Here is an 18,829-nt window from a genome sequence, read left to right on the forward strand (position 1 = left end):
AAACGGGACCGAATGCGCGACCGCGCGGAAATTCGGTCCCGTTTGCCGGATTTCTTTCCCACTATTGTCGCTTGTGGATCGTGCGGGAGTCGGAAAGAGTTCAGAGGCCGGGAAATCGAGCGCGGCACCAATGCGCCCGATTTCGTCGGGGCCGGTAACTCACGAACCCTTCTAGCAGGAAGTGGGAATCGCACATGGGGCGTTCCTCGCGATCCGTTCGCGCCCTGGTCATGGCTGCGACCGGCAGTCTGGTGCTGGCCGGGGCCACCCAGCCGGCCCAGGCTGCCGCGCCGGCCGGGGCGGCGGCCGACACCGCGCCGCAATCGGTGATCGTGGTCCTCGCGGACCAGCTGCCCAGCGCGCCGCCCACCAAGGCGGCCTCCGGCGCCCGCCGCGCCCAAGCCACCCAGCAACAGGATTCGGTGCTCGCCAAGCTCACCGGCGCGGCACCGGCCAAGGTCAAGCATTTCGCACTGGGCAACGCTTTCTCCGCCACCGTCACGCCCGCGCAGGCCGCCCAGCTCGCGCACGACCCGGCGGTCGCGCAGGTGCTGCCGGACAGCAAGGTGACGTTGCCGGACGCCAAGCCGAGCGCTCCGGCCGCCGCGCCGAAGGCGGGCGGACCGGCCGCCGCGCAGGCCACGCCGAACGCGACCTGCCCGAGCGACCCGGCGAAACCGTTGCTGGAGCCCGAAGCGCTGACCTCGATCCGCGCGTACAGCACCACCGGCGGGAAGAGCGCGTCCGATCTGGCCAACGGAGCCGGCGTCAAGGTTGCGTTCCTGGCCGACAACATGGACCCGAACTACGCCGACTTCATCCGCCCCGACGGCAGCCACGTGTTCTCGGACTACCAGGACTTCTCCGGCGACGGTCCGAACACGACCGACGCCGGGGCCGAGGCGTTCGGCGACGCTTCCTCGATCGCCGCGCAGGGCGTCGTGGTGCACGACCTGTCGAAGTTCGTGAACGAAAAGCACCCGCTCCCGGCGGGCTGCAACATCGTCGTCAAGGGCGTCGCGCCGGGCGCGAGCCTGGTCGGGCTGAACGTCTTCGGCAAGACCGCGACGAACTCCGCGGTGCTGCAGGCGATCGACTACGCGGTGACCGTCGACCACGTCGACGTGATCAACGAGTCGCTCGGCCTCAACCAGTACCCGGATTCCAGCTCCCGCAACCTGTTCCAGGTCTTCAACGACCAGGCCGTGGCCGCGGGCGTCACGGTGACCGCCTCCAGCGGCGACGCGGGCACCACGTCCACGATCGGCAGCCCGGCCACCGACCCCCTGGTGATCTCCGCCGGCGCGACGACCGACAACCGGCTGTACGCGCAGACCGGGTACGCGGCTTTCCCGTTCTCCAACGGGAAATGGGTGAGCGACAACATCTCGGCGCTGTCCTCGTCCGGCATCACGCAGAACGGCCGCACCATCGACCTCGTCGCGCCCGGCGAGGGCAACTGGGCCGACTGCTCCCCGGCGTACGCGGAATGCCGCAACTTCAACACCGTCCCGCAGCCGACCGACCTCGAATCCTTCGGCGGCACCAGTGAATCCGCGCCGCTGACCGCGGGCGTGGCCGCGCTGGTGATCCAGAGCTACCGCAACGCACACCGCGGCGCGTCGCCGACGCCCGCGCAGGTGAAGCAGATCATCACCAGCACCGCGCGCGACCTCAACCTCCCGGCCGACGAGCAAGGCGCTGGCCTTCTCGACGCTCGTGCGGCGGTCGAAGCGGCGCTCACCGCCCCGGGCTCGACCGGTGCCCCGGCGGGCGTCTCGTCGAACATCACGCTGTCGGCCGACCAGCTGACGCTGGAAGGCGCCCCGGGCAGCATGCAGCAGGCGTCGGTGAACGTCACCAACTCGGGCACCAAGCCGCTGACGGTCAGCACCGGCGCGCGGACGTTCGCGCCGATGGGCACGCAGACGCAGACCACCGCGTTCGACGCGGCGAAGCTGCCGACGTTCCCGTATTTCAACGGCACGAACTGGGCATACAAGAAGGTCACGTTCTCCGTGCCGAACGGCGCGCAGCGGTTGCTGGCGCGGATGGCGTGGCAGGGCAGCCCGAAGACGGTCAACGGCCAGTCGGTCACCCCGGTGGTGCGGCTGACGCTGCTCGCGCCGGACGGCACTTTCGTCGCCAACAGCCGTCCGCAGGGCGGGGCCGCGACGGCGAACTACGCCAACGTGGACGTCACGCGACCGGTCGCGGGCACGTGGACCGCGGTGCTGTACTCGGCGTCCGGACAGGCCGGCTACACCGGTGACATCCAGCTCGCGACCACCGCGCAGCGCACCGTCCCGTACGGCCAGGTGTCGCCGCAGATCCTGGAGCTCAAGCCAGGCCAGACGAAGCCGGTGCACGTTTCGCTGCAGACCCCGAGCAGCGGCGGCGACGCGGACTACTCGATCACCTTCGGCAGCTCCGACGGCCACCAGACCTCCGTGTCGGCCGTGCTGCGCGCGCTCATCCCGACGAAGAACGGCCCTGGCACGTTCAGCGGCACGATCACCGGCGGCAACGCCCGCGCCGTGTCGCCCGCGCAGACGTTCTCCTACGAGTTCGACGTGCCGCGCGGCAAGCGGGACCTCGACGTCGCGGTGAAGCTGCAGGATCCGGGCACGCTGCTCGACGGCGTCCTGGTCGACCCGAACGGCGAACTCGCCGACGTGAACAGCAACGCCTTCCTCACCTCGGCCACCACGCTGGGGCAGGGCACCGGGCTGCAGCTCGTCGACGCGAACCCGCTGCCGGGCCGCTGGCACCTCGTGCTCGTCGTGCAGAACCCGGTGACCGGCAAGCAAATCGACCAGCCGTTCACCGGCACCGTCGGCTTCGACCAGGCCTCGGCCAGCGCACCCGCGCTGCCGCAGTCCGCGTCGCTCGCCGCGGGCAAAGCCGTGACCGTGCCGGTCACGGTGCGCAACACCGGGATCGAGCCGATCGCCATCGGCGTCGACGCGCGCACGAACGCCCGGCAAACGCTGCAGCCGCAGCCGATCCAGGGGTCGACCGAGGTCGATCTGCCGGAGCTGAACGCGAACGCGCCGGTGTACTCGATCCCGCCGGAGACGAGCAAGTTCACCGTCGCGACGTCCTCGACCGTGCCCGCGCAGGCGGAAATCCAGGGTTCGGCGGCGGGCATCGACGTGCTCGGCGACTTGAAGTCCGCGCAGAACGGCAGCACGGTGTCGGTCGCGACGATCGGCGAGAAGACCGGGTACGTCACCAAGGGCGTCTGGTACGCCGACGTGCAGGAGATCGGCCCGTTCGGTCCGGAGGGCGCGCCCGCCGGGCATTCGAGCTACACGGCGTCGATCCAGACCGCGGGCTTCGACGGCTCGGTGACCTCGTCGACCGGCGACCCGTACGGCCAGTCGGTGGACCCGAACGGCACCGGCGGCACGCCGCAGCTGGTGAAGCCGGGCGAGACCGCGACCATCCTGGTGACGATCACGCCGTCGGGCAACCGCGGCGACAAGGTGGCCGGGCACTTGAACATCGTGACCGTGCCTTCGCTGCCGACCGGCGTGACCGGTCTGCCGCAGGTCGGAACCGGTGAGGTGCTGGCGACTCTGCCGTACAGCTACCGCATCGGCTGACGCTCCGCACTGAGGGCCGTTCGGGGAGAATTCGTTTCTCCCCGAACGGCCCTTGCGTATTCGCGATCGGGTCAGGCGTGCACGAGCGCGCGGAGGTATTCGGCGTGCGCGCGCGTCACCTCCGCGCGGACCCGCGGGATGCAGCGGGCGAGCGGCCCGTCCTGCGCCCAGGAGAGCACCAGAGTCGAATTCGTTGCCGCGCAATGCAATGGGCGGTAGGCGGTGTCCGGCATCGGTGTCGTCGGCGGAGCTGTCACGGTCAGGATTCCGGTGCCGTAACCAAGACACAATGCCGCCCAGTCGCTCTCGGCGTAGCAGAGCCGCGGATCGGCACCGGCGTCGGCGAAGGCCGCGAGCAGCGCGCGCGTCCGCGGCTGCACCGACTGGTCGAGGAGCACGCATCGCTGGCCGGACAGCGCGGCCGGGGTGAGCGAGTCCGGAACGCCTAGCGGGTGTCCGGCAGGGATACCGACCATCAGCGGTTCCGTGGCTACCGAAACCCATTCGAGGGCCGCGTGTTCCCGCACGGCGTCCTGCCGCAGCACCCCGAGGTCCAGCTCGTCGCGAAGCAGCGCTCCGGCCAGCTCCGCGGCCGATTCGCCAGTCCGGACCGCCAGTTCGGCCTCGGGATTGCGGCGGCCCACCTCGCGGATCAGCCGCGGCAGCACGGGCGTCGGCACCGCGCCGATCCGGATCCGGGCGGCGGACCGCTGGAGGCCGGCGCGGGCGGCGGTCAGCATCCGATCGAACTGCGGCACCACGACCGAGGCGTGTTCGAGCAGGAGCTCGCCGGTTTCGGTGAACAGCTTCCCGCCCGGTTCCGCGGCCAGCAGCTCGGCGCCGATCATCCGCTCCAGCCGCCTGATCCGCAGCGCGAGCTTGGCCGGGGTGCTGCCGAGCACCGCCGCCGCGGCGGCCACGCTGCCCGCCTCGGCGACCGCGACCACCAGTTTCAGCTGGCGCAGTTCGAGGTCCGGGCGGATCAGCTTGTCCGGGCCGTCAGCCACGGCAGTTCTTTCGGAATCGCCCGCGGGAGCTCGCAGGCGCCGCGCTCGTCGTGGTAGGCGTCGAGGACCAGACCGGCCAGCAGGCTTGTCCGCGCGGCGACCGGACTGTCCTCGCGGTAAAGCAGGAAATGGCTGGTCCGCATCCGCAGATCGGGGACCGGCCGGTGCACCACCCCCGGGGCCAGCGGGCGGGAGGACTGGATGAGCGTCACGTCGCCCTGGTAGCGGACGATCTCGTCGCGCGGGCCGGAAACCGGCACATGATGCGCGATCACCGGGGCGAACCCGTACGGGCCGCAGACCCGGGCCAGGAACTCGCGGCAGCGGTCCGGCCCGGTCGAGGAGATCCACCGCTCGTGTTCCAGCTCGGCCAGGTCCACCGAATGCCGGGCGGCGAGCGGATGCCAGTCCGGGAGCATCATCAGCAGCGGGTCCTCGGCGAGGTCGATCCGGCCGGTGTTCGCCGGGAGCGGCACCTCGCACTGCTCGGACAGCACGGCGAGATCGAGTTCGCCGCGGCCGAACCAGCCGATCATCTCCGCGGTCGATTCGGCGGTCCGGATCTCCGCCCGGTCGCCGAGCCCGGCTGTCTCCAGCGCGCGGAGCAATGAGCCCGACAGCGGGGTTTCCGACCAGCCGACCCGCAACGCGCCGGCGCGCTGGGCGCCCTGCTGCGCGAGAGCGGGCCCGATCCGGGCGGTGCGCGCGAGAATCCCGTCCGCGTAGTCGAGGATCAACCGCCCGAACGGCGTGGGCCGCACCCCGGCGCGGGCGCGTTCGAAGAGCGGCCTGCCGAGCAGCTCCTCGATCCTGCGCAGTTCGCGGCTGAGCGCGGGCTGCGGCAGCACCAGTTCGACGGCGGCGCGGTTGAGGCTGCCCGCTTTCGCGATCGCCTGGAGGTGGCGCAAATGCTTCAGTTCCAACTCCACGAAAGTCCACGATATGTCTTCTCCCGCGGCGAGTGCACCGGCGAAAGTGTGGCGATCGCCCGACCAAAGTAGGAAATCCTCTTTCCGAATGGGCCTTCGCCGTCCCGCGACGGCATAACCGGCAGGCATTACCCGTGCCGCTTCGATCCCGGCACAGTGATCCGCACCAGTCCCGCCCCGCCGGGAGAAAACGCGGAATCGAGACGAGGAAAGGTGGAGAGTTCTCATGTTCGACGCGACTCCGCTGTCTTCCGGCTGCGCCCGCCTGTATCCGGAAGTCCGGCACGCCTGTGTCGGGGTGAGCCCGTTCAACGGTTATTTCACCGCGGAACGGCTGACCCGGCTCGCCGCGTGGACCGCGGAACACTTCGCCGAGTTCTGCTTTTTCGTGCCGGACGAGGTCACCGCCTACACGCTCGAAGCGCTCGGATATCCGCCGGCCAGGGCGAAACAGAAGGCGCACCGGCAGTCCTGCCACGTGCACAACAAGATCGCCGCCGCGCTGCGGGCGCTGGACGTGCCCGATCCGGAGAGCCGGATCCTCGGCATGGCACGGCTGCGCGAACTGCCCGCCTATCGGCGGCTGCTGGCCGAGGCGGAAAACCACTTCGAAACCGACCGCGCATTCCGTTCCGCCTGCTACGGCGCTTCCACCTGGGTGCTGCAGGGCAAGACCGGAAACGTGCCCGACGAGCGGGCGCTGCGGCTCGCGGTGCGCTACTTTCTCGCCGAACTCCCGTTGTTCGCCGGTTCCGGGCTCATCACCGGAAATCCGCGGTCGATGTTCGTCTACCACCAGCGGGTGCCGTTTCTGCGGAAGTTCTTCGACCGGGAATTCGCGTTCCGGCCCCACGACGGCCAGGGTTTCCTGGTGGTCGCCGAAGCCGCGCTGGAAGCGACCGGCCGATGAGCGACCGCCACGACGACTATTCGCTGACCCGGGTCCCGGACGCCGCCCGCCGGTCCTGGCCCTCGGTCGCGGTGCAGCGGTTCGGGCAGGTCTCGTCGTTCCAGCAGTTCATCGTCGGCGCGCTGCTGGGCTACGGCATGACGTTCTGGAACGCGGTGCTGGCCATCACGATCGGTTCGGCGCTGCTGGAGGTCATCACCGTGCTGCTCGGCATCGCCGGGGTGCGGGAAGGACTGTCCACCTCGGTGCTGGCCCGCTGGGCCGGGTTCGGCCGGAAGGGATCCGCGCTGGTCGGCCTGCTGGTGGCGATCAGCCTCGCGGGCTGGTTCGGCGTGCAGAACGGGGTGTTCGCGCACGGCATGCACACCCTCGGCGGCGCGCTGCCGGAATGGGCCTGGGCGCTGCTCGGCGGGCTGGTGATCACCGTGATCACCGTCTACGGCTTCCGCCTGATGGCCTGGACCGCCTATCTGACCGTGCCCGCTTTCCTTGTCCTGGCAGGGTATTCGGTGCTGGACGCACTGCACGCGCATTCGCTCCCGGCCCTGATCTCCGCTCCCCCGCCAGGACCGCCGCTGTCGCTCGGCGCGGCGACCACGCTGGTGTCCGGGGCGTTCATTCTCGGCGCGCTGATGACCCCGGACATGACGCGGTTCAACCGCACCCGCGGCGACGTGGTCAAGCAGACCGTGCTCAGCGTGACGCTCGGGGAGTACCTGATCGGGCTGATCGGCGTGCTGCTCGCACACGCCGCCGCGACGCCGGACGTCGTCGGCATCGTCACCTCGTCCTCGGGAGTGCTCGGCACGCTGGTGCTGGCCACCGCGATCCTCAAGATCAACGACTGGAACCTGTACTCGTCCTCGCTCGGCCTGGTCAACGTCGTCGACGTGCTGTTCGACCGGAAAGTCCGCCGGGTGCACGTGGTACTGGTGCTCGGGGTCTTCGGCACGGCGGCGTCCGCGCTCGGCATCGCCGACCACTTCGCCGGATTCCTGACCGCGGTCGGGGTGCTCACCCCGCCGGTGGCCGGGGTGCTGATCGCGGAGTACTTCGTGCTTCGCCGGTGCCGTCCCGTTTTCGCCGCCCTGCGCCGGGGCGAGGCGGTCGCGGGGCGCGACTGGGCGCCGGCCGCGCTGGTCAGCTGGGCGCTCGGGACGGCGTTCGCGCTCGTCTTCGATTTCGGGATTCCCACGATCAACTCGGTGGTCGTGGCGTTCGCCAGTTACGTCGCGGCGGGCCTGCTGACCCGCCGCCGGGACACGGGAGGAACCGGCATGCTGCCGCTGATCGGCCGCGAAGAGCTGAAAACCGCGATGGACGAGGGCACGGTGATCGTCGTCGACACCATGCCGCCCGACTACTACGCCCGCGAACACCTGCCCGGCGCCCGCAACATCCCGGGCTTCCCCTACGAGCAGGCCGCGCGGTTCACCGACGAATACGCCCCGTCGGTGGTCCCGGACAAAACCGCGGCGATCGTCGTCTACTGCGCCAACACCCCTTGCCGCAACAGCGAATTCGTCGGAGCCCGGCTGCTCGAGCTCGGCTACCGCGACGTCCGCAAGTACCGCGAAGGAATCGAAGACTGGGCCGGAGCCGGGCTTCCCACCGAAACCGGTCCCGCCCCCGAAGCCCCGGCGCGTCCCGCGCCGGTTCCGGTCAACCACCCCGAATAGAGGAGAGAAGATGGGAACCAGAATCCGGATGTTCGCGGCCGTCGCGGCGATCACGGCGGGGGTCCTCGGCGGAGCCGCGGCGGCCCCGGCGAACGCCGAGCAGCTCCCGGCGTCCTCCGTCTCGCTGGCCCCGCAGGACGAGACCGTCATCGACGTCACCTCGGCCAACTACGACCAGGTGATGGAGATGTCCAAGACCAAGCCGGTGGTGCTGGACTTCTACGCCAGCTGGTGCGGCCCCTGTCAGAAGATGGCTCCCTACCTGGAGAAATACCACGCGGCCGACAACGGCAAGTGGATCTGGGCGAAGGTGGACCTGAGCGAGCAGGGCCAGAACAAGGACATCGCCGACAAGTACGGCATCGAGTACATCCCCACGCTGATCGACGTCTCCAGCGGTCAGGAGAAGGGCAGCCGGGTGGTCGGCTTCGACGAGGGCAGCGGCCCCGACGACCTGCGCACCTGGCTGAACAACCTCTGACCCCGCCCGCCTCCGCCGGGAAGCCCCCAGATCCCGGCGGAGGCTCCCCGAAGGGACGACCATGAAACGCACCCCGAAAGCCGTCGTGCTGGCGGCGCTTCTCACCATCGCGGCTGGCTCGGTGCCGATGGCCGCCTCCGCTTCGCCGGGCGACACCGCGGTGTACATCGTGCGGCTCAAGCCGATGGACAAAGACAAGGACAAGGTCACCGCCGCCGCGAACACGCTGATCGCCAAGTACGGCGGCACGCTGCGCCGGGTCTACTACTCGGTCTCGCAAGCGTTTTCCCTTTCCGCGACCCGGGAGCAGCACGACAAGTACCTGACCGACGCCGCGGTCACCACCGTCGGGGACAACCAGGTCTACACCGCCGCCGGAACCCAGGAGGACCCGCCTTCGTGGGGACAGGACCGGATCGACCAGACCGACCTCCCGCTCGACGGCAGCTACACCTACCCGAACACCGCGCCGAACGTGCACGTGTACGTGCTCGACACCGGAGTGCGCACGAGCCACCACGACTTCGACGGCCGCGCGCACGCCGCGTACGACGCCGTCGATCCGGACGAAGACCTGAGCGGCTCGGACTGCAACGGCCACGGCACCCAGGTCGCGGCCGCCATCGCGGGCCGCCGCTACGGGGTCGCGAAAGAGGCTTCGGTCGAATCGGTGCGGACCCTCGGCTGCGACGGCAAGGGCACGTCCGAGCAGATCCTGTCCGCTTTGGACTGGGTGAACCTCAACGCGCAGCGCCCGGCCGTGCTGAACCTCAGCTTCGCCGGCCCCAGCGGCACGGTCCTCGACATCCAGCTCTACAAGATGACCCAGAACGGCCTCGCCTACACCGTCGCCGCGGGCAACGGCTCCGGCGGCGCCGGGGTGAACGCCTGCGACGTCACGCCCGCCCGGCAGACCACCGGGATCACCGTGGGAGCGACCGATCCGGCCGACCACCGGGTTCCGTCGTCGAATTTCGGCAGCTGCGTGGACCTTTACGCGCCCGGCAAGGACATCCGGACCGCCGGCAACGGCGGCGACTGCGCGTCCAGCGTGGTTTCCGGGACGTCGATCGCTTCGGCGGAAGCGGCCGGAGTCGCCGCGATGTACCTGTCCGAGCACCCGGACGCCACGCCCGACCAGGTGCTCAAGGGGATGACCGACGCGGCGGCGAAGGACAAGGTGGTCGATCCTGGCGAGGGATCGCACAATCTGCTGCTGCACACCACGTAACCGGGGCGGGCCGGGTGTCCTGGCACCCGGCCAGTCGCACACCTGGACGCCGGGTTCAAAGCGCGTAGCCGACGCCAACGCTGGCCGCGCATCGCACCACCTCCACTCCATGACCGGCGCGGCCGGGGTGCCCCGACACCGCCCGGCCGCGCCCCCATCACGCACCTGAACGACCCGCGTTCAAAGCGCCCCAGCCCAGGCCACGCGTCGCACCACCTCCCGCTCCACCGGCGCGGCCAGGCGCCACGACCCCAAGGACCCCGCCATGGACGTCACCGCGCCGCCCGGCCGCACCGCCCTTCCCCTGCCCGCTCTGCTCGCCTTGGCCACCTCGGTGTTCCTCGGCTGCCTGACCGAGGTCGTCCCGGCCGGGATCCTGCTCCCGGCGGCGGCCGATCTCGGGGTTTCCCCGGCCGCCGCGGGGCAGCTGGTCACGGTGTACGCGGTCACCACCGCGATCACCGCGCTGCCGCTGACCGCCGCGTCGGCCCGGATGCCCCGTCGGAAATTGCTGCTCCTGCTGGTCGCCGGGTTCGTGGCGGCCAATCTGACGGTCGCGCTGTCCCCGTGGTTCGCGCTCGTGCTCGGCGCGCGGGTGGTTTCCGGGGCACTCACCGGGATTCTGTGGTCGCTGGTGGCGAACTACGCCATGCGGCTCGTGCCCGCGCGGCAGTCCGGCCGCGCGCTCGCCGTCGCCATGGCGGGCACGCCGGTCGGTTTCGCGCTCGGCGTCCCGGCAGGCGCGGCGCTCGGCGATCTCGTCGGCTGGCGCTGGGTTTTCGCCGGAATGGCACTCGTCGCGGCACCGCTGCTGTGGTGGATCGTGGCGGTGGTTCCGCCTCTGTCCGGCGAGGAACCAGGCACCCGGACAAGCCTCCGCACCGTGCTGCGCACGCCCGGCCTGCGCCCGCTGCTGCTTCTGGTGATCGCGTTTTCCTTGGCGCACAACATGTTCTACACCTACCTCGGACCGTTTTACGCCGGTCGCGGCCATCTCGCTCTATTGAGCACCGGCCTGTTGCTGTTCGGCGTCGCCACGGTGGCCGGGTTGTGGCTGGTCGGCCTCGCTCTCGACCGGCATCCCCGCGCCGTGCTGGCGTGCTGCGCCGGTGCCACCGCCGGTTGTTTCGCGATACTGGTCCTCGGCGGCCGCGAGCCGGTGCTGTTGCTCGCCGCGAGCGCGTTGTGGGGCTTGGCTTTCGGCGGTGCACCGACTTCTTTCCAAGCGGTTACCGCGGTACTGGCCGGACGCCGGGCCGACGTCGCGCAGTCGCTTACCATCGCGAGCTGGAACGGCGCTGTCGCGGGCGGCGCGCTGATCGGAGGAATCGTGCTCGGCACCGCGCCCGGCGCGTTGCCCTGGGCGGCCGTCGCGCTGATGGTCGTGCCGGTTTTCCTTTCCGGACGCGTGCTTCCCCGCCGGTGAACCGGCCCGCCATTCTGTGGAAAACTGTTTCGGCATACCTCCACTGAGCAGGGAAAACGACCGCGTTCAGAATTACGGTCGACTATCCTCGAACGTTCAGCGAGCACGATCTAAGAAACCGCCGCCGCGGCTAGCCTTGGCCGGCTGTTTCTTCTCCGCTCCAGTCTGGAGGAATCGTGCTCCCTCGTTCCCCGTGGACGAGACCGGCCGCCGCGGCGGCCGGTCTCGTCCTGACGGCCGCCCTGGCGATACCGGGCTCGGCTGCCGCACAGGAGTCTCGGACACCGCTGGCGCCCACCGGTGCCGCCCCGGCCGGCGCGCAGCGTCTCGGCGCCACCGACACCGACCGGGAAATCCCGATCGCGCTGTCGCTGCGGCCCCACGACGAAGCCGGGCTCGCCCAGTTCGTCGCCTCGGTCAGCGATCCGCGTTCGCCGGACTACCGGCATTTCCTGTCCAGCGCCGACTACACGGCCCGCTACGCGCCGCGATCGTCCGATGTGGACACCGCGAAAGCGTACCTGGAGAAGCAGGGCCTGCGCGTCACCGACGTCTCCGCCAACCGCCAGGTCATCGACGCGATCGGGACCGTCGGACAGGTCGAGGCGGCGTTCGGCACGCGGCTCGGCGACTACGCCGACCCCGCCGGAACGCACTTCTACGCCAGGGAATCCGCGTCGAGCGTGCCGGCCTCGCTCGCGGGAATCGTGCGCGCTGTCACCGGCCTGACGAACCGGCCGGTCGCGCATCGCGCCTCGTCCCCGGCGGGGCCGGGCGGCCCGGGCGGCGGCTACACCCCCGCCCAGTTCCGCACCGCCTACAGCATGAAGCAGCTTTCCGGTTCCTACGACGGTTCCGGGCAGACGGTCGGGTTGATCGAGTTCGACTCGTTCAAGCAGTCCGACATCGACGCCTGGACGGACTACTTCAAGCAGCCCTCGGTCAAGCCCCGGGTGGTGCCCGTGGACGGCGGAGTTTCCCAGCCGGGCAGCGGACAGCTCGAGGTGACGCTGGACATCCAGGCGGTCGCGGCCACCGCGCCCGGGGCGGGCCAGGTCGTCTACGAGGCGCCCAACAGCGACAAAGCCTGGGTCGACGAGATGGCGAAGATCGCGAGCGACAACGCGATCACGATCCTGTCGGGCTCGTGGCTGCTCGGCGAGAAATGCGAAGCCGACCCGATCGCCGCGTCGCACGACTCCTACACCCAGCTGGTCGCCCAGGGCGTGACCCTGCTGTCGGCCTCCGGGGACTGGGGAGCCACCGGCTGCGGCTACAACGGCGACAACTCCACCGTCCAGGCCGACTATCCCGCCAGCGACCCCCTGTTCACCGGCGTCGGCGGCACCCAGCTGCGGACGAGCGACAGCGCGGGAACCTACCAGTCGGAGTCGTGCTGGAACCAGGGCGGCACTGGCAACACCCGGTCCGGCGGCGGGTACTCGGCGGTCTACGGCAAACCGGAATGGCAGCCGGGCAGCGGCAAGTACCGTTCGGTGCCCGATGTCGCGCTCGACGCCGACTACGGGGCGGGCGCGCTTTCGGTGTACATGAACGGCGGCTGGCAGGACGTCGGCGGCACCAGCCTGTCCTCCCCGCTCTGGGCGGGTTACCTCGCGATGGTCAACCAGAAGGCGAAAAGCTCGGGCAAGAGCAACCTCGGCGCCATCAACCCGACGGTGTACTCGATCGCCCAGTCCACGCAGTACTCCTCGGCCTTCCATGACGTCGTCTCCGGCAACAACGGCACCTACGACGCGGGCACCGGCTACGACCTGTGCACCGGCTGGGGTTCGATGCAGGGCGACAACCTCGCCGACCCGCTGATCAACGGCGCGGCTCCGCCCGCGGCCAACGACTTCTCCCTCGCCGCGGACCCGGCCTCGGTCAGCGTCGGCCCGGGCAAGTCGGTGACCGCGAAAATCACCACCAAGGTCGTCAAAGGCAGCGCACAGGACGTCGCGCTTTCGGCGAGCGGGCTTCCGGCCGGGGTCACGGCGACGTTCGACCCGCCCTCGGTGAGCGCGGGCGGCACGTCCACCCTCACGCTCGCGGCGTCGTCCTCGGCCTCGCCAGGGCAGACCAGCGTGACAGTGACCGGAAAAACCTCGGACGCCACGCACACGACCCCGGTCGCGCTGACCGTCAACGGTTCCGGCCAAGGCGATTTCTCGATCAGCGTCAACCCGGCTTCGGCGACCGTCAACGCCGGGCAGTCCGCCACCGCGACCGTCTCGACGGCCGCGGTGAACGGCGCCGCGCCGTCGGCGGCCCCGAGCGTGATCAACGGGCAGACGACCACCGTCGCCAAGTACCCGTTCATCATTTCCGAGCACCGCACCGGCGGGGTCCGCCCGCAGGAGCAGTCCTGCACCGGCAGCGTGGTCGCCAAGCGGGCCGTGCTGATCGCCGCGCACTGCAAGTTCGCCGACGGCGATCCGAAGTACCTGATCTACGGGCGGGACGACCTGAACGACACGAGCAAGGGCACCCGGATCGAGATCGCGGAGTTCCGGATCCACCCGGACTACAGCCCGCAGAGCGACCAGGGCTGGCGCAACGGCAACGACGTCGCGATCATCTTCACCAAGACCGACATCCCCGTTCCGGCGGGCATGACCTACCCGAAGATCGCGTCCTCGGCCGACGACCTGCCGCTGGGCACCCAGGGCACGGCCATCGGCTACGGCAAGACCGACGCCAACGACGCCACCAAGAACACCAAGCTGCGCGAGGTCGTGCTGCCCACCGTGGACGGTTCGAACTGCAGCACCATCGACTCCTCGGTGTTCAAGCCGCAGTACATGTTCTGCGACGGCTACGGCGACGGCAGCAAGGGCCTGTGCCAAGGCGATTCGGGCGGGCCGTACTACTACAACGGCAAGATCTACGGCGTTTTCTCCTGGCTGCGCACCGACTGCGCGTCCTACAACGCGCACGGCAAGCTGTGGGGCTCGATGGGCGACTGGGCCAACCAGCAGATCGGCGGCACGCCTTCGGGCGGGGACATCGCGTTGTCCGCGAGCGGACTGCCCACCGGGGCGAGTGCCGCGTTCGATCCGGCGTCGGTCAACGCGGGCGGTTCGGCGAAACTGACGATCGCCACCAGCGCCTCGACCCCGCAGGGGACCTACCGGGTGACGATCACCGGCAAGAACGCCACGGCGAGCCACGACACCACGTTCACGCTCACCGTGCAGGGCGGTTCGTCCGGCCCGGTCACCGTGGCCGACCCGGGCTTCCAGTTCGTGCCGCACGGCACGCCGGTGCGCCTGGCGATGCGGGCCTCCGGCGGCACCGGCAGCTATTCCTGGAGCGCCGCCGGACTGCCTTCGGGGCTGTCGATCGACCGCGCCACCGGCGTGATCTCCGGAAACCCGCAGACCACCTCGGGCCTGCGGGATTCGACGATCACCGCTACCGACACCTCCGGCGCCGCGGGGAACGCGCGGGTCTCCTGGTTCGTCTACTGACCGGATGAGGGAGGGGCTCGACCGGCGGTTCCCGGAGACCGCCGGTCAAGCCCATTCCCAGGCCAGGCCCGCGATGCCCGGCCGGACGTCGGTCAGCACCAGGTGCGCGGTCCGGGAGGCGCCGATCCACAGCGGAGGCCCGGGGCGCCGCGGCGCCTGCACGCTGTTCTGGCGGAACGGCACGCAGGTGGCGGGCGGGGCGCCGGCGAACTCCGCCTGCAGCAGGTACTGCCGCACCGGGCGGGTGAACCGGTGGTGGTAGAAGGTCAGTTCCGGGCCGGGCGGGTAGACCGCGGTGTACTCGAGCACGCTGCGCTCGCCGGTCGCGAGCCGCTGGTCCAGCAGCAGTTCGCAGACCGTCGCCCCGGCGTCCGGGTCGATCCGGACCCGACCGGGACGGCAGTAGCGGACGTCGGCGGGCAATGCCGGGGCGGACTGTTCGGCCCACAGGAACACCACGCACCGGTCGACCCGGTCGGCGGTGGCCTCCACGACCAGCCGGGTGTGCACCCGGGTCAGCCGCCGGTGCTCGTCGACCCGCAGGTGCTCGTGCACGTCGAGCCGCCGCACGAGGTGGTCCGGCGGCAGGTCCAGCTCCGCCAGCAACGGCCGGTGGGCAGGCCACAGCCGGGTGCGGTCTATGGCCCCCGGGTCCGCCGCCGCCGCCCTTCCCCGCGGCCGAGGCGGCCCAAGCAGCGAAACCAGCGATTCCGCCGGCAGGCCGAGCACCGCCTCCAAGGCCCGTACGGCGCGCAGCGATTCAGCCCGTTCCGGGCGGCTGCGGCCGTGGCGCCAGTAGCTCAGCGCCGCCCGGCTGACCCGCACCCCCTGCCTGGCGAGCCGCTGCCGGACCTGTTCGAGACTCAGCCCCCGGATGTTCAGCGCGTGGTCGAGGACCTGCGCGAACGTGCCGTGCCGCAGCAGGCTGCGCAACTGCCGGTCCACCGGCGCCGCCGGAGCGATCTCGGCCATCGTCGCTCCCTTCGGCCGATCTTCGCTCCACTATCTGCCGCGGCGACGGCCCTGTCCACCGACCTCGGAAGGGTCTAGGCGGCCCGGCGGCGGATTCCGGCGCCGGTTACCGCTTTTCCCCGGACCCGGCTGGCACGGAGCCGGTCGCGGCGGCGTGGCACGCACCGTAGCCCTCGGCGCGCAGCAGTATCCGTCCATTGTGGACCCGGATCGCGGTCTCGGTCGCGTCGCTCACCGCCGAAACTCCCGCCGCGGCAGCCACCGCACCGGTTTCGTCCACGACGACCCGCACGTCCGGCCACGCCGATTCCGGGCAGGACCGCTTCAACAACCCGCGCAGCTCCGCCAGCACCAGATTCGTCAACGGCACCAGCTCCCCCGGCTGTCCAGTCACCACGACGAGCGTGACCTCTTTGGCCGCGCGCAGGGCTTCCTCCACCGCGGACAGCCGGTGCAGCCCGATCACCGCGACCACTCCGTCGCCGTCGATGCGCGCCGGACGCTCTCGCAGAGCATCGAAAACCTCTGGCGGAGACCAGGTTTCCCCAGCCGCCCGCGCTTGCGGCACGATCGGCGGCTCCGGCCAAGCGTCGGCCAACCCCAGCGTCGGCAACGCTTCGCAGACGCGCACAACATGGAACGGCTCCCCGAAACCAGGTGCCGCGGCCGCGAGCTGGCTCGCGCCGTGGAGCGTCGTCAGCGCGGCTTCCGCCACCCGCACCAGCCGGCCGGACGACGGCGAAAGCCGTTCCAGCGCCAGGCCGAGCACGATCGCGTCGAACCGCAGCAATTGCGCGTACGGCCGGTGGGTGAGTTCGTCGGCGAGGATTTCCGGCAGCAGGTCGACGCCGAGGCGCGCGTCCGGGTCGGTGGCCAGCGGCAGCCGGGCGACCCAGGCGCGGGCGAACGCGCCGAGTGCCTCGGCGGGCGTCAGACCGGGGTCCGGCGCGGGCGGCAGCGCGGCGAACCGCTCCGCTTCCGCCGCGAGCACGGCGAAGTAGAGCGCGCGTTTGCCGGGGAAGTTGGAGTAGACCGCGCCGCGGGTCAGTTCGGCGCGCTCGGCGATCACGTCGATCTTGGCGTCCCGGAACCCGCGCTCGGTGAACTCCTCGCGGGCGGCGGCCAGCACCTTCGCCCGGTTGCGCTCCTGCGTCTGCACCCTGGTCAGCCGCGCCATCGTGAGTCCTCCCGGTCCGCTTCCTTGCCAAGATATCCCCATCATTCATATGATGAGATCATCTGAATAGAACATCTGGAGGCTGCGGTGTCCCTCTCGTCCCCCGTTCCCGAACTGGACCTGGCCGATCCGGCCGTCCTGCACGACCCGTTCACTGCCTTCGGAGCCGCCCGCGAACAGGGTCCGCTGGCGAAGCTGACCGGTACCGGCTTCCCGCCGATGTGGGTGCTGACGCGGCACGCCGAAGCGCGCGCGATGCTCACCGACCAGCGGTTCGCCTTGAGCGAGGCCAGCTATCAGCGGCCGGACGTCCCCGAGCACTGCCGTCCCTACCTGCGGACCATGCAGGAAATGGAAGGCGCCGAACACGCTCGGCTGCGCCGTCTCGCCACCCCGGCCTTCGCCGCCCGCCGCGCACTGGATTTCCGGCCGGAGATCGAGAAAATCGTCGCCCGGTACCTGGACGCGCTGCCCGCGGAAGGCCCGGTCGACCTCCTCGCCGAGTTCGCGCGGCCCTTGCCGATGGAAGTGATCTGCGCCCTCGTCGGCGTCCCGGAAACCGAACGGCCGCGCTGGCACGAGTACGGCGCGGCGGTCGTCCAGGTGTCCGGCGACGGATTCGCCGCCGCCGTGCCCGGGATCATCGACAGCTCGCGGGCACTGGTCGAGCATCCGGACAGCGCGTTGCTGGCTCATCTGACGAGCGCGGGCCTGACCGAAACGGAATCCGTCGCACTCGTCTGGCAGCTCGTGCTGGCCGGGCAAACTCCGGCGAACTTCATCGCGAATTCCGTGGAAACCTTGCTGGCGCACCCGGATCAGCTCGCACTGCTGCGCGCGGAACCGGACCTGTGGCCGGGCGCGGTCGAGGAATTGATGCGCTGGTGCGGTTCGCAGCTCCTGACGATTCCCCGGCGGGCGACCGAGGACCTGGAATTGCACGGAGTGCGGATCCGCGAAGGCGAACCGGTGACCGCGTCGATCGCCGCGGCGAACCGGGACCCGCGCGTCTTCGCCGACCCGGACCGGTTCGACGTCCGCCGCGCGGCAGGCGCGCACCTCGGTTTCGCGCACGGGCCGCATTTCTGTCTCGGCGCGTCGTTCGCGCGGGTGCAGGCGGAGGTGGCGCTGACCGCGTTGCTGGAGCGGTTCCCCGGGTTGCGTGTCCTCGAGGCGAAGCGGGTACCCGACCCCGGGACGTGGCGGCTCGCCGGGCTGACCGTCGCTTGGTAGCGCCCTCGATCGGGTGAGGTCCCGGCGGCGCCGCGCAGGTCCGGCTACCGTTTCGCCAGGTCAGCACGACACCCCGGGAGGCAATCCATGTCCACGCCCATTCCGCCCGTCCTCGGCTTCGCGGTCCTCGACCCGAGGCGCGCGTGGCCGCTCGTGCTCACCCGCGGGATCCTGGGCGTCCTGTTCGGCGTGCTGGCGCTGGTGTGGCCGGGGATCACCGTGCTGGCGCTGGCTTTCCTGTTCGGGATCTACGTGCTGATCGACGCGGTCGGCGCGCTGATGCAGGCGTTCCGGCCGGGCGACGGCGCGCACCGGATCGCCTACGCGCTGCTCGGCGTGCTGGGCCTCGTCGCCGGGATCATGACGCTCGTGTGGCCAGGCGTGACCGTGCTGGTGCTGGCCACGCTCGTCGGCGCGTGGGCGGTGGTCACCGGGATCATGGAAATCGTCGCCGCGATCCGGCTGCGCAAGCAGATCACCGGCGAGGCGTTCCTGATCGTGGCGGGCGCGCTTTCGGTGATCGCCGGGGTGCTCGTGCTGTTCCACCCGATCGCCGGCGCGTACGGCGTCGCGCTGCTGATCGGGATTTACGCGGTCATCTACGGGGTAACCCTCGTAGTCCTGTCGCTGCGGCTGCGGTCGCTGGCGAAATCCGCCGACCCAGCGGAGCAGCCGAACTAGCGGGACAATCGTCAGCGACCGG

Annotated in this window: 13 protein-coding genes; 9 read left to right on the top strand and 4 right to left on the bottom strand. The window is 70.5% G+C overall.

Going from position 1 to position 18,829, the window contains the following annotated elements; translation table 11 throughout:
* Positions 1–230 precede the first annotated feature (230 nt).
* The gene (locus ACZ63D_RS04110) at positions 231–3,608 is read left to right on the top strand and encodes a S8 family peptidase (RefSeq protein ID WP_465352823.1); all 3,378 of its coding nucleotides are present in this window, start codon (positions 231–233) and stop codon (positions 3,606–3,608) included.
* A gap of 71 nt (positions 3,609–3,679) precedes the next feature.
* Here the strand turns inward: ACZ63D_RS04110 and ACZ63D_RS04115 are convergent, their stop codons facing one another.
* A complete protein-coding gene (locus tag ACZ63D_RS04115; protein WP_465352824.1) occupies positions 3,680–4,615 on the bottom strand; it encodes a LysR substrate-binding domain-containing protein in 936 nt (311 codons plus the stop codon).
* Positions 4,591–5,544, bottom strand: coding sequence for a LysR family transcriptional regulator (locus tag ACZ63D_RS04120; RefSeq protein ID WP_465352825.1), 954 nt, complete (start codon positions 5,542–5,544; stop codon positions 4,591–4,593). Before ACZ63D_RS04120 ends, ACZ63D_RS04115 begins: the two co-directional genes overlap by 25 nt.
* Positions 5,545–5,770: 226 nt before the next feature.
* On the opposite strand from ACZ63D_RS04120, the gene ACZ63D_RS04125 reads away from it, so the two are divergent.
* From ACZ63D_RS04125 to ACZ63D_RS04150, 6 genes are all read left to right on the top strand, one after another.
* Positions 5,771–6,454, top strand: coding sequence for a tRNA-dependent cyclodipeptide synthase (locus tag ACZ63D_RS04125; protein ID WP_465352826.1), 684 nt, complete (start codon positions 5,771–5,773; stop codon positions 6,452–6,454).
* Positions 6,451–8,133, top strand: coding sequence for a cytosine permease (locus tag ACZ63D_RS04130; RefSeq protein ID WP_465352827.1), 1,683 nt, complete (start codon positions 6,451–6,453; stop codon positions 8,131–8,133). The genes ACZ63D_RS04125 and ACZ63D_RS04130 overlap by 4 nt, the downstream gene beginning before the upstream one ends.
* Before the next feature lie 10 nt (positions 8,134–8,143).
* Positions 8,144–8,614: a thioredoxin family protein gene (locus ACZ63D_RS04135; RefSeq protein ID WP_465352828.1), complete on the top strand. Its 471-nt coding sequence runs from the start codon at positions 8,144–8,146 to the stop codon at positions 8,612–8,614.
* 61 nt (positions 8,615–8,675) lie between these two features.
* Positions 8,676–9,845 carry a S8 family peptidase gene (locus ACZ63D_RS04140; protein ID WP_465352829.1) on the top strand — a complete coding sequence of 390 codons (1,170 nt, stop codon included), beginning with the start codon at positions 8,676–8,678 and terminating at the stop codon, positions 9,843–9,845.
* A gap of 265 nt (positions 9,846–10,110) precedes the next feature.
* Complete coding sequence (locus ACZ63D_RS04145; protein WP_465352830.1) at positions 10,111–11,271, top strand: MFS transporter; 1,161 nt, start codon at positions 10,111–10,113, stop codon at positions 11,269–11,271.
* 176 nt (positions 11,272–11,447) lie between these two features.
* Positions 11,448–14,744 (top strand): protease pro-enzyme activation domain-containing protein, encoded by a 3,297-nt coding sequence (locus ACZ63D_RS04150; RefSeq protein WP_465352831.1) that lies wholly within the window; start codon positions 11,448–11,450, stop codon positions 14,742–14,744.
* 45 nt (positions 14,745–14,789) lie between these two features.
* Here the strand turns inward: ACZ63D_RS04150 and ACZ63D_RS04155 are convergent, their stop codons facing one another.
* On the bottom strand, positions 14,790–15,716 hold the full coding sequence (locus tag ACZ63D_RS04155) for an XRE family transcriptional regulator (RefSeq protein WP_465352832.1): 927 nt from the start codon (positions 15,714–15,716) through the stop codon (positions 14,790–14,792).
* A 106-nt stretch (positions 15,717–15,822) separates the two neighbouring features.
* Positions 15,823–16,893 (bottom strand): TetR/AcrR family transcriptional regulator, encoded by a 1,071-nt coding sequence (locus tag ACZ63D_RS04160; RefSeq protein WP_465352833.1) that lies wholly within the window; start codon positions 16,891–16,893, stop codon positions 15,823–15,825.
* 87 nt (positions 16,894–16,980) lie between these two features.
* Here ACZ63D_RS04160 and ACZ63D_RS04165 point away from each other — a divergent pair, with 87 nt between their 5' ends.
* Together ACZ63D_RS04165 and ACZ63D_RS04170 are read left to right on the top strand one after the other, a co-directional pair.
* Positions 16,981–18,126: a cytochrome P450 gene (locus tag ACZ63D_RS04165; protein ID WP_465352834.1), complete on the top strand. Its 1,146-nt coding sequence runs from the start codon at positions 16,981–16,983 to the stop codon at positions 18,124–18,126.
* An 87-nt stretch (positions 18,127–18,213) separates the two neighbouring features.
* Positions 18,214–18,807 carry an HdeD family acid-resistance protein gene (locus ACZ63D_RS04170; RefSeq protein ID WP_465352835.1) on the top strand — a complete coding sequence of 198 codons (594 nt, stop codon included), beginning with the start codon at positions 18,214–18,216 and terminating at the stop codon, positions 18,805–18,807.
* Positions 18,808–18,829 lie beyond the last annotated feature (22 nt).

The sequence above is a fragment of the Amycolatopsis sp. NPDC104775 genome, from assembly GCF_055583325.1.

Excerpts from the sequence above, each read along its gene's own strand:
- ACZ63D_RS04110 (WP_465352823.1), top strand. The coding sequence starts at position 231 with ATGGCTGCGACCGGCAGTCTGGTGCTGGCCGGGGCCACCCAGCCGGCC.
- ACZ63D_RS04125 (WP_465352826.1), top strand. The coding sequence starts at position 5,771 with ATGTTCGACGCGACTCCGCTGTCTTCCGGCTGCGCCCGCCTGTATCCG.
- ACZ63D_RS04130 (WP_465352827.1), top strand. The coding sequence starts at position 6,451 with ATGAGCGACCGCCACGACGACTATTCGCTGACCCGGGTCCCGGACGCC.
- ACZ63D_RS04135 (WP_465352828.1), top strand. The coding sequence starts at position 8,144 with ATGGGAACCAGAATCCGGATGTTCGCGGCCGTCGCGGCGATCACGGCG.
- ACZ63D_RS04140 (WP_465352829.1), top strand. The coding sequence starts at position 8,676 with ATGAAACGCACCCCGAAAGCCGTCGTGCTGGCGGCGCTTCTCACCATC.
- ACZ63D_RS04145 (WP_465352830.1), top strand. The coding sequence starts at position 10,111 with ATGGACGTCACCGCGCCGCCCGGCCGCACCGCCCTTCCCCTGCCCGCT.
- ACZ63D_RS04155 (WP_465352832.1), bottom strand. The coding sequence starts at position 15,716 with ATGGCCGAGATCGCTCCGGCGGCGCCGGTGGACCGGCAGTTGCGCAGC.
- ACZ63D_RS04160 (WP_465352833.1), bottom strand. The coding sequence starts at position 16,893 with ATGGCGCGGCTGACCAGGGTGCAGACGCAGGAGCGCAACCGGGCGAAG.
- ACZ63D_RS04170 (WP_465352835.1), top strand. The coding sequence starts at position 18,214 with ATGTCCACGCCCATTCCGCCCGTCCTCGGCTTCGCGGTCCTCGACCCG.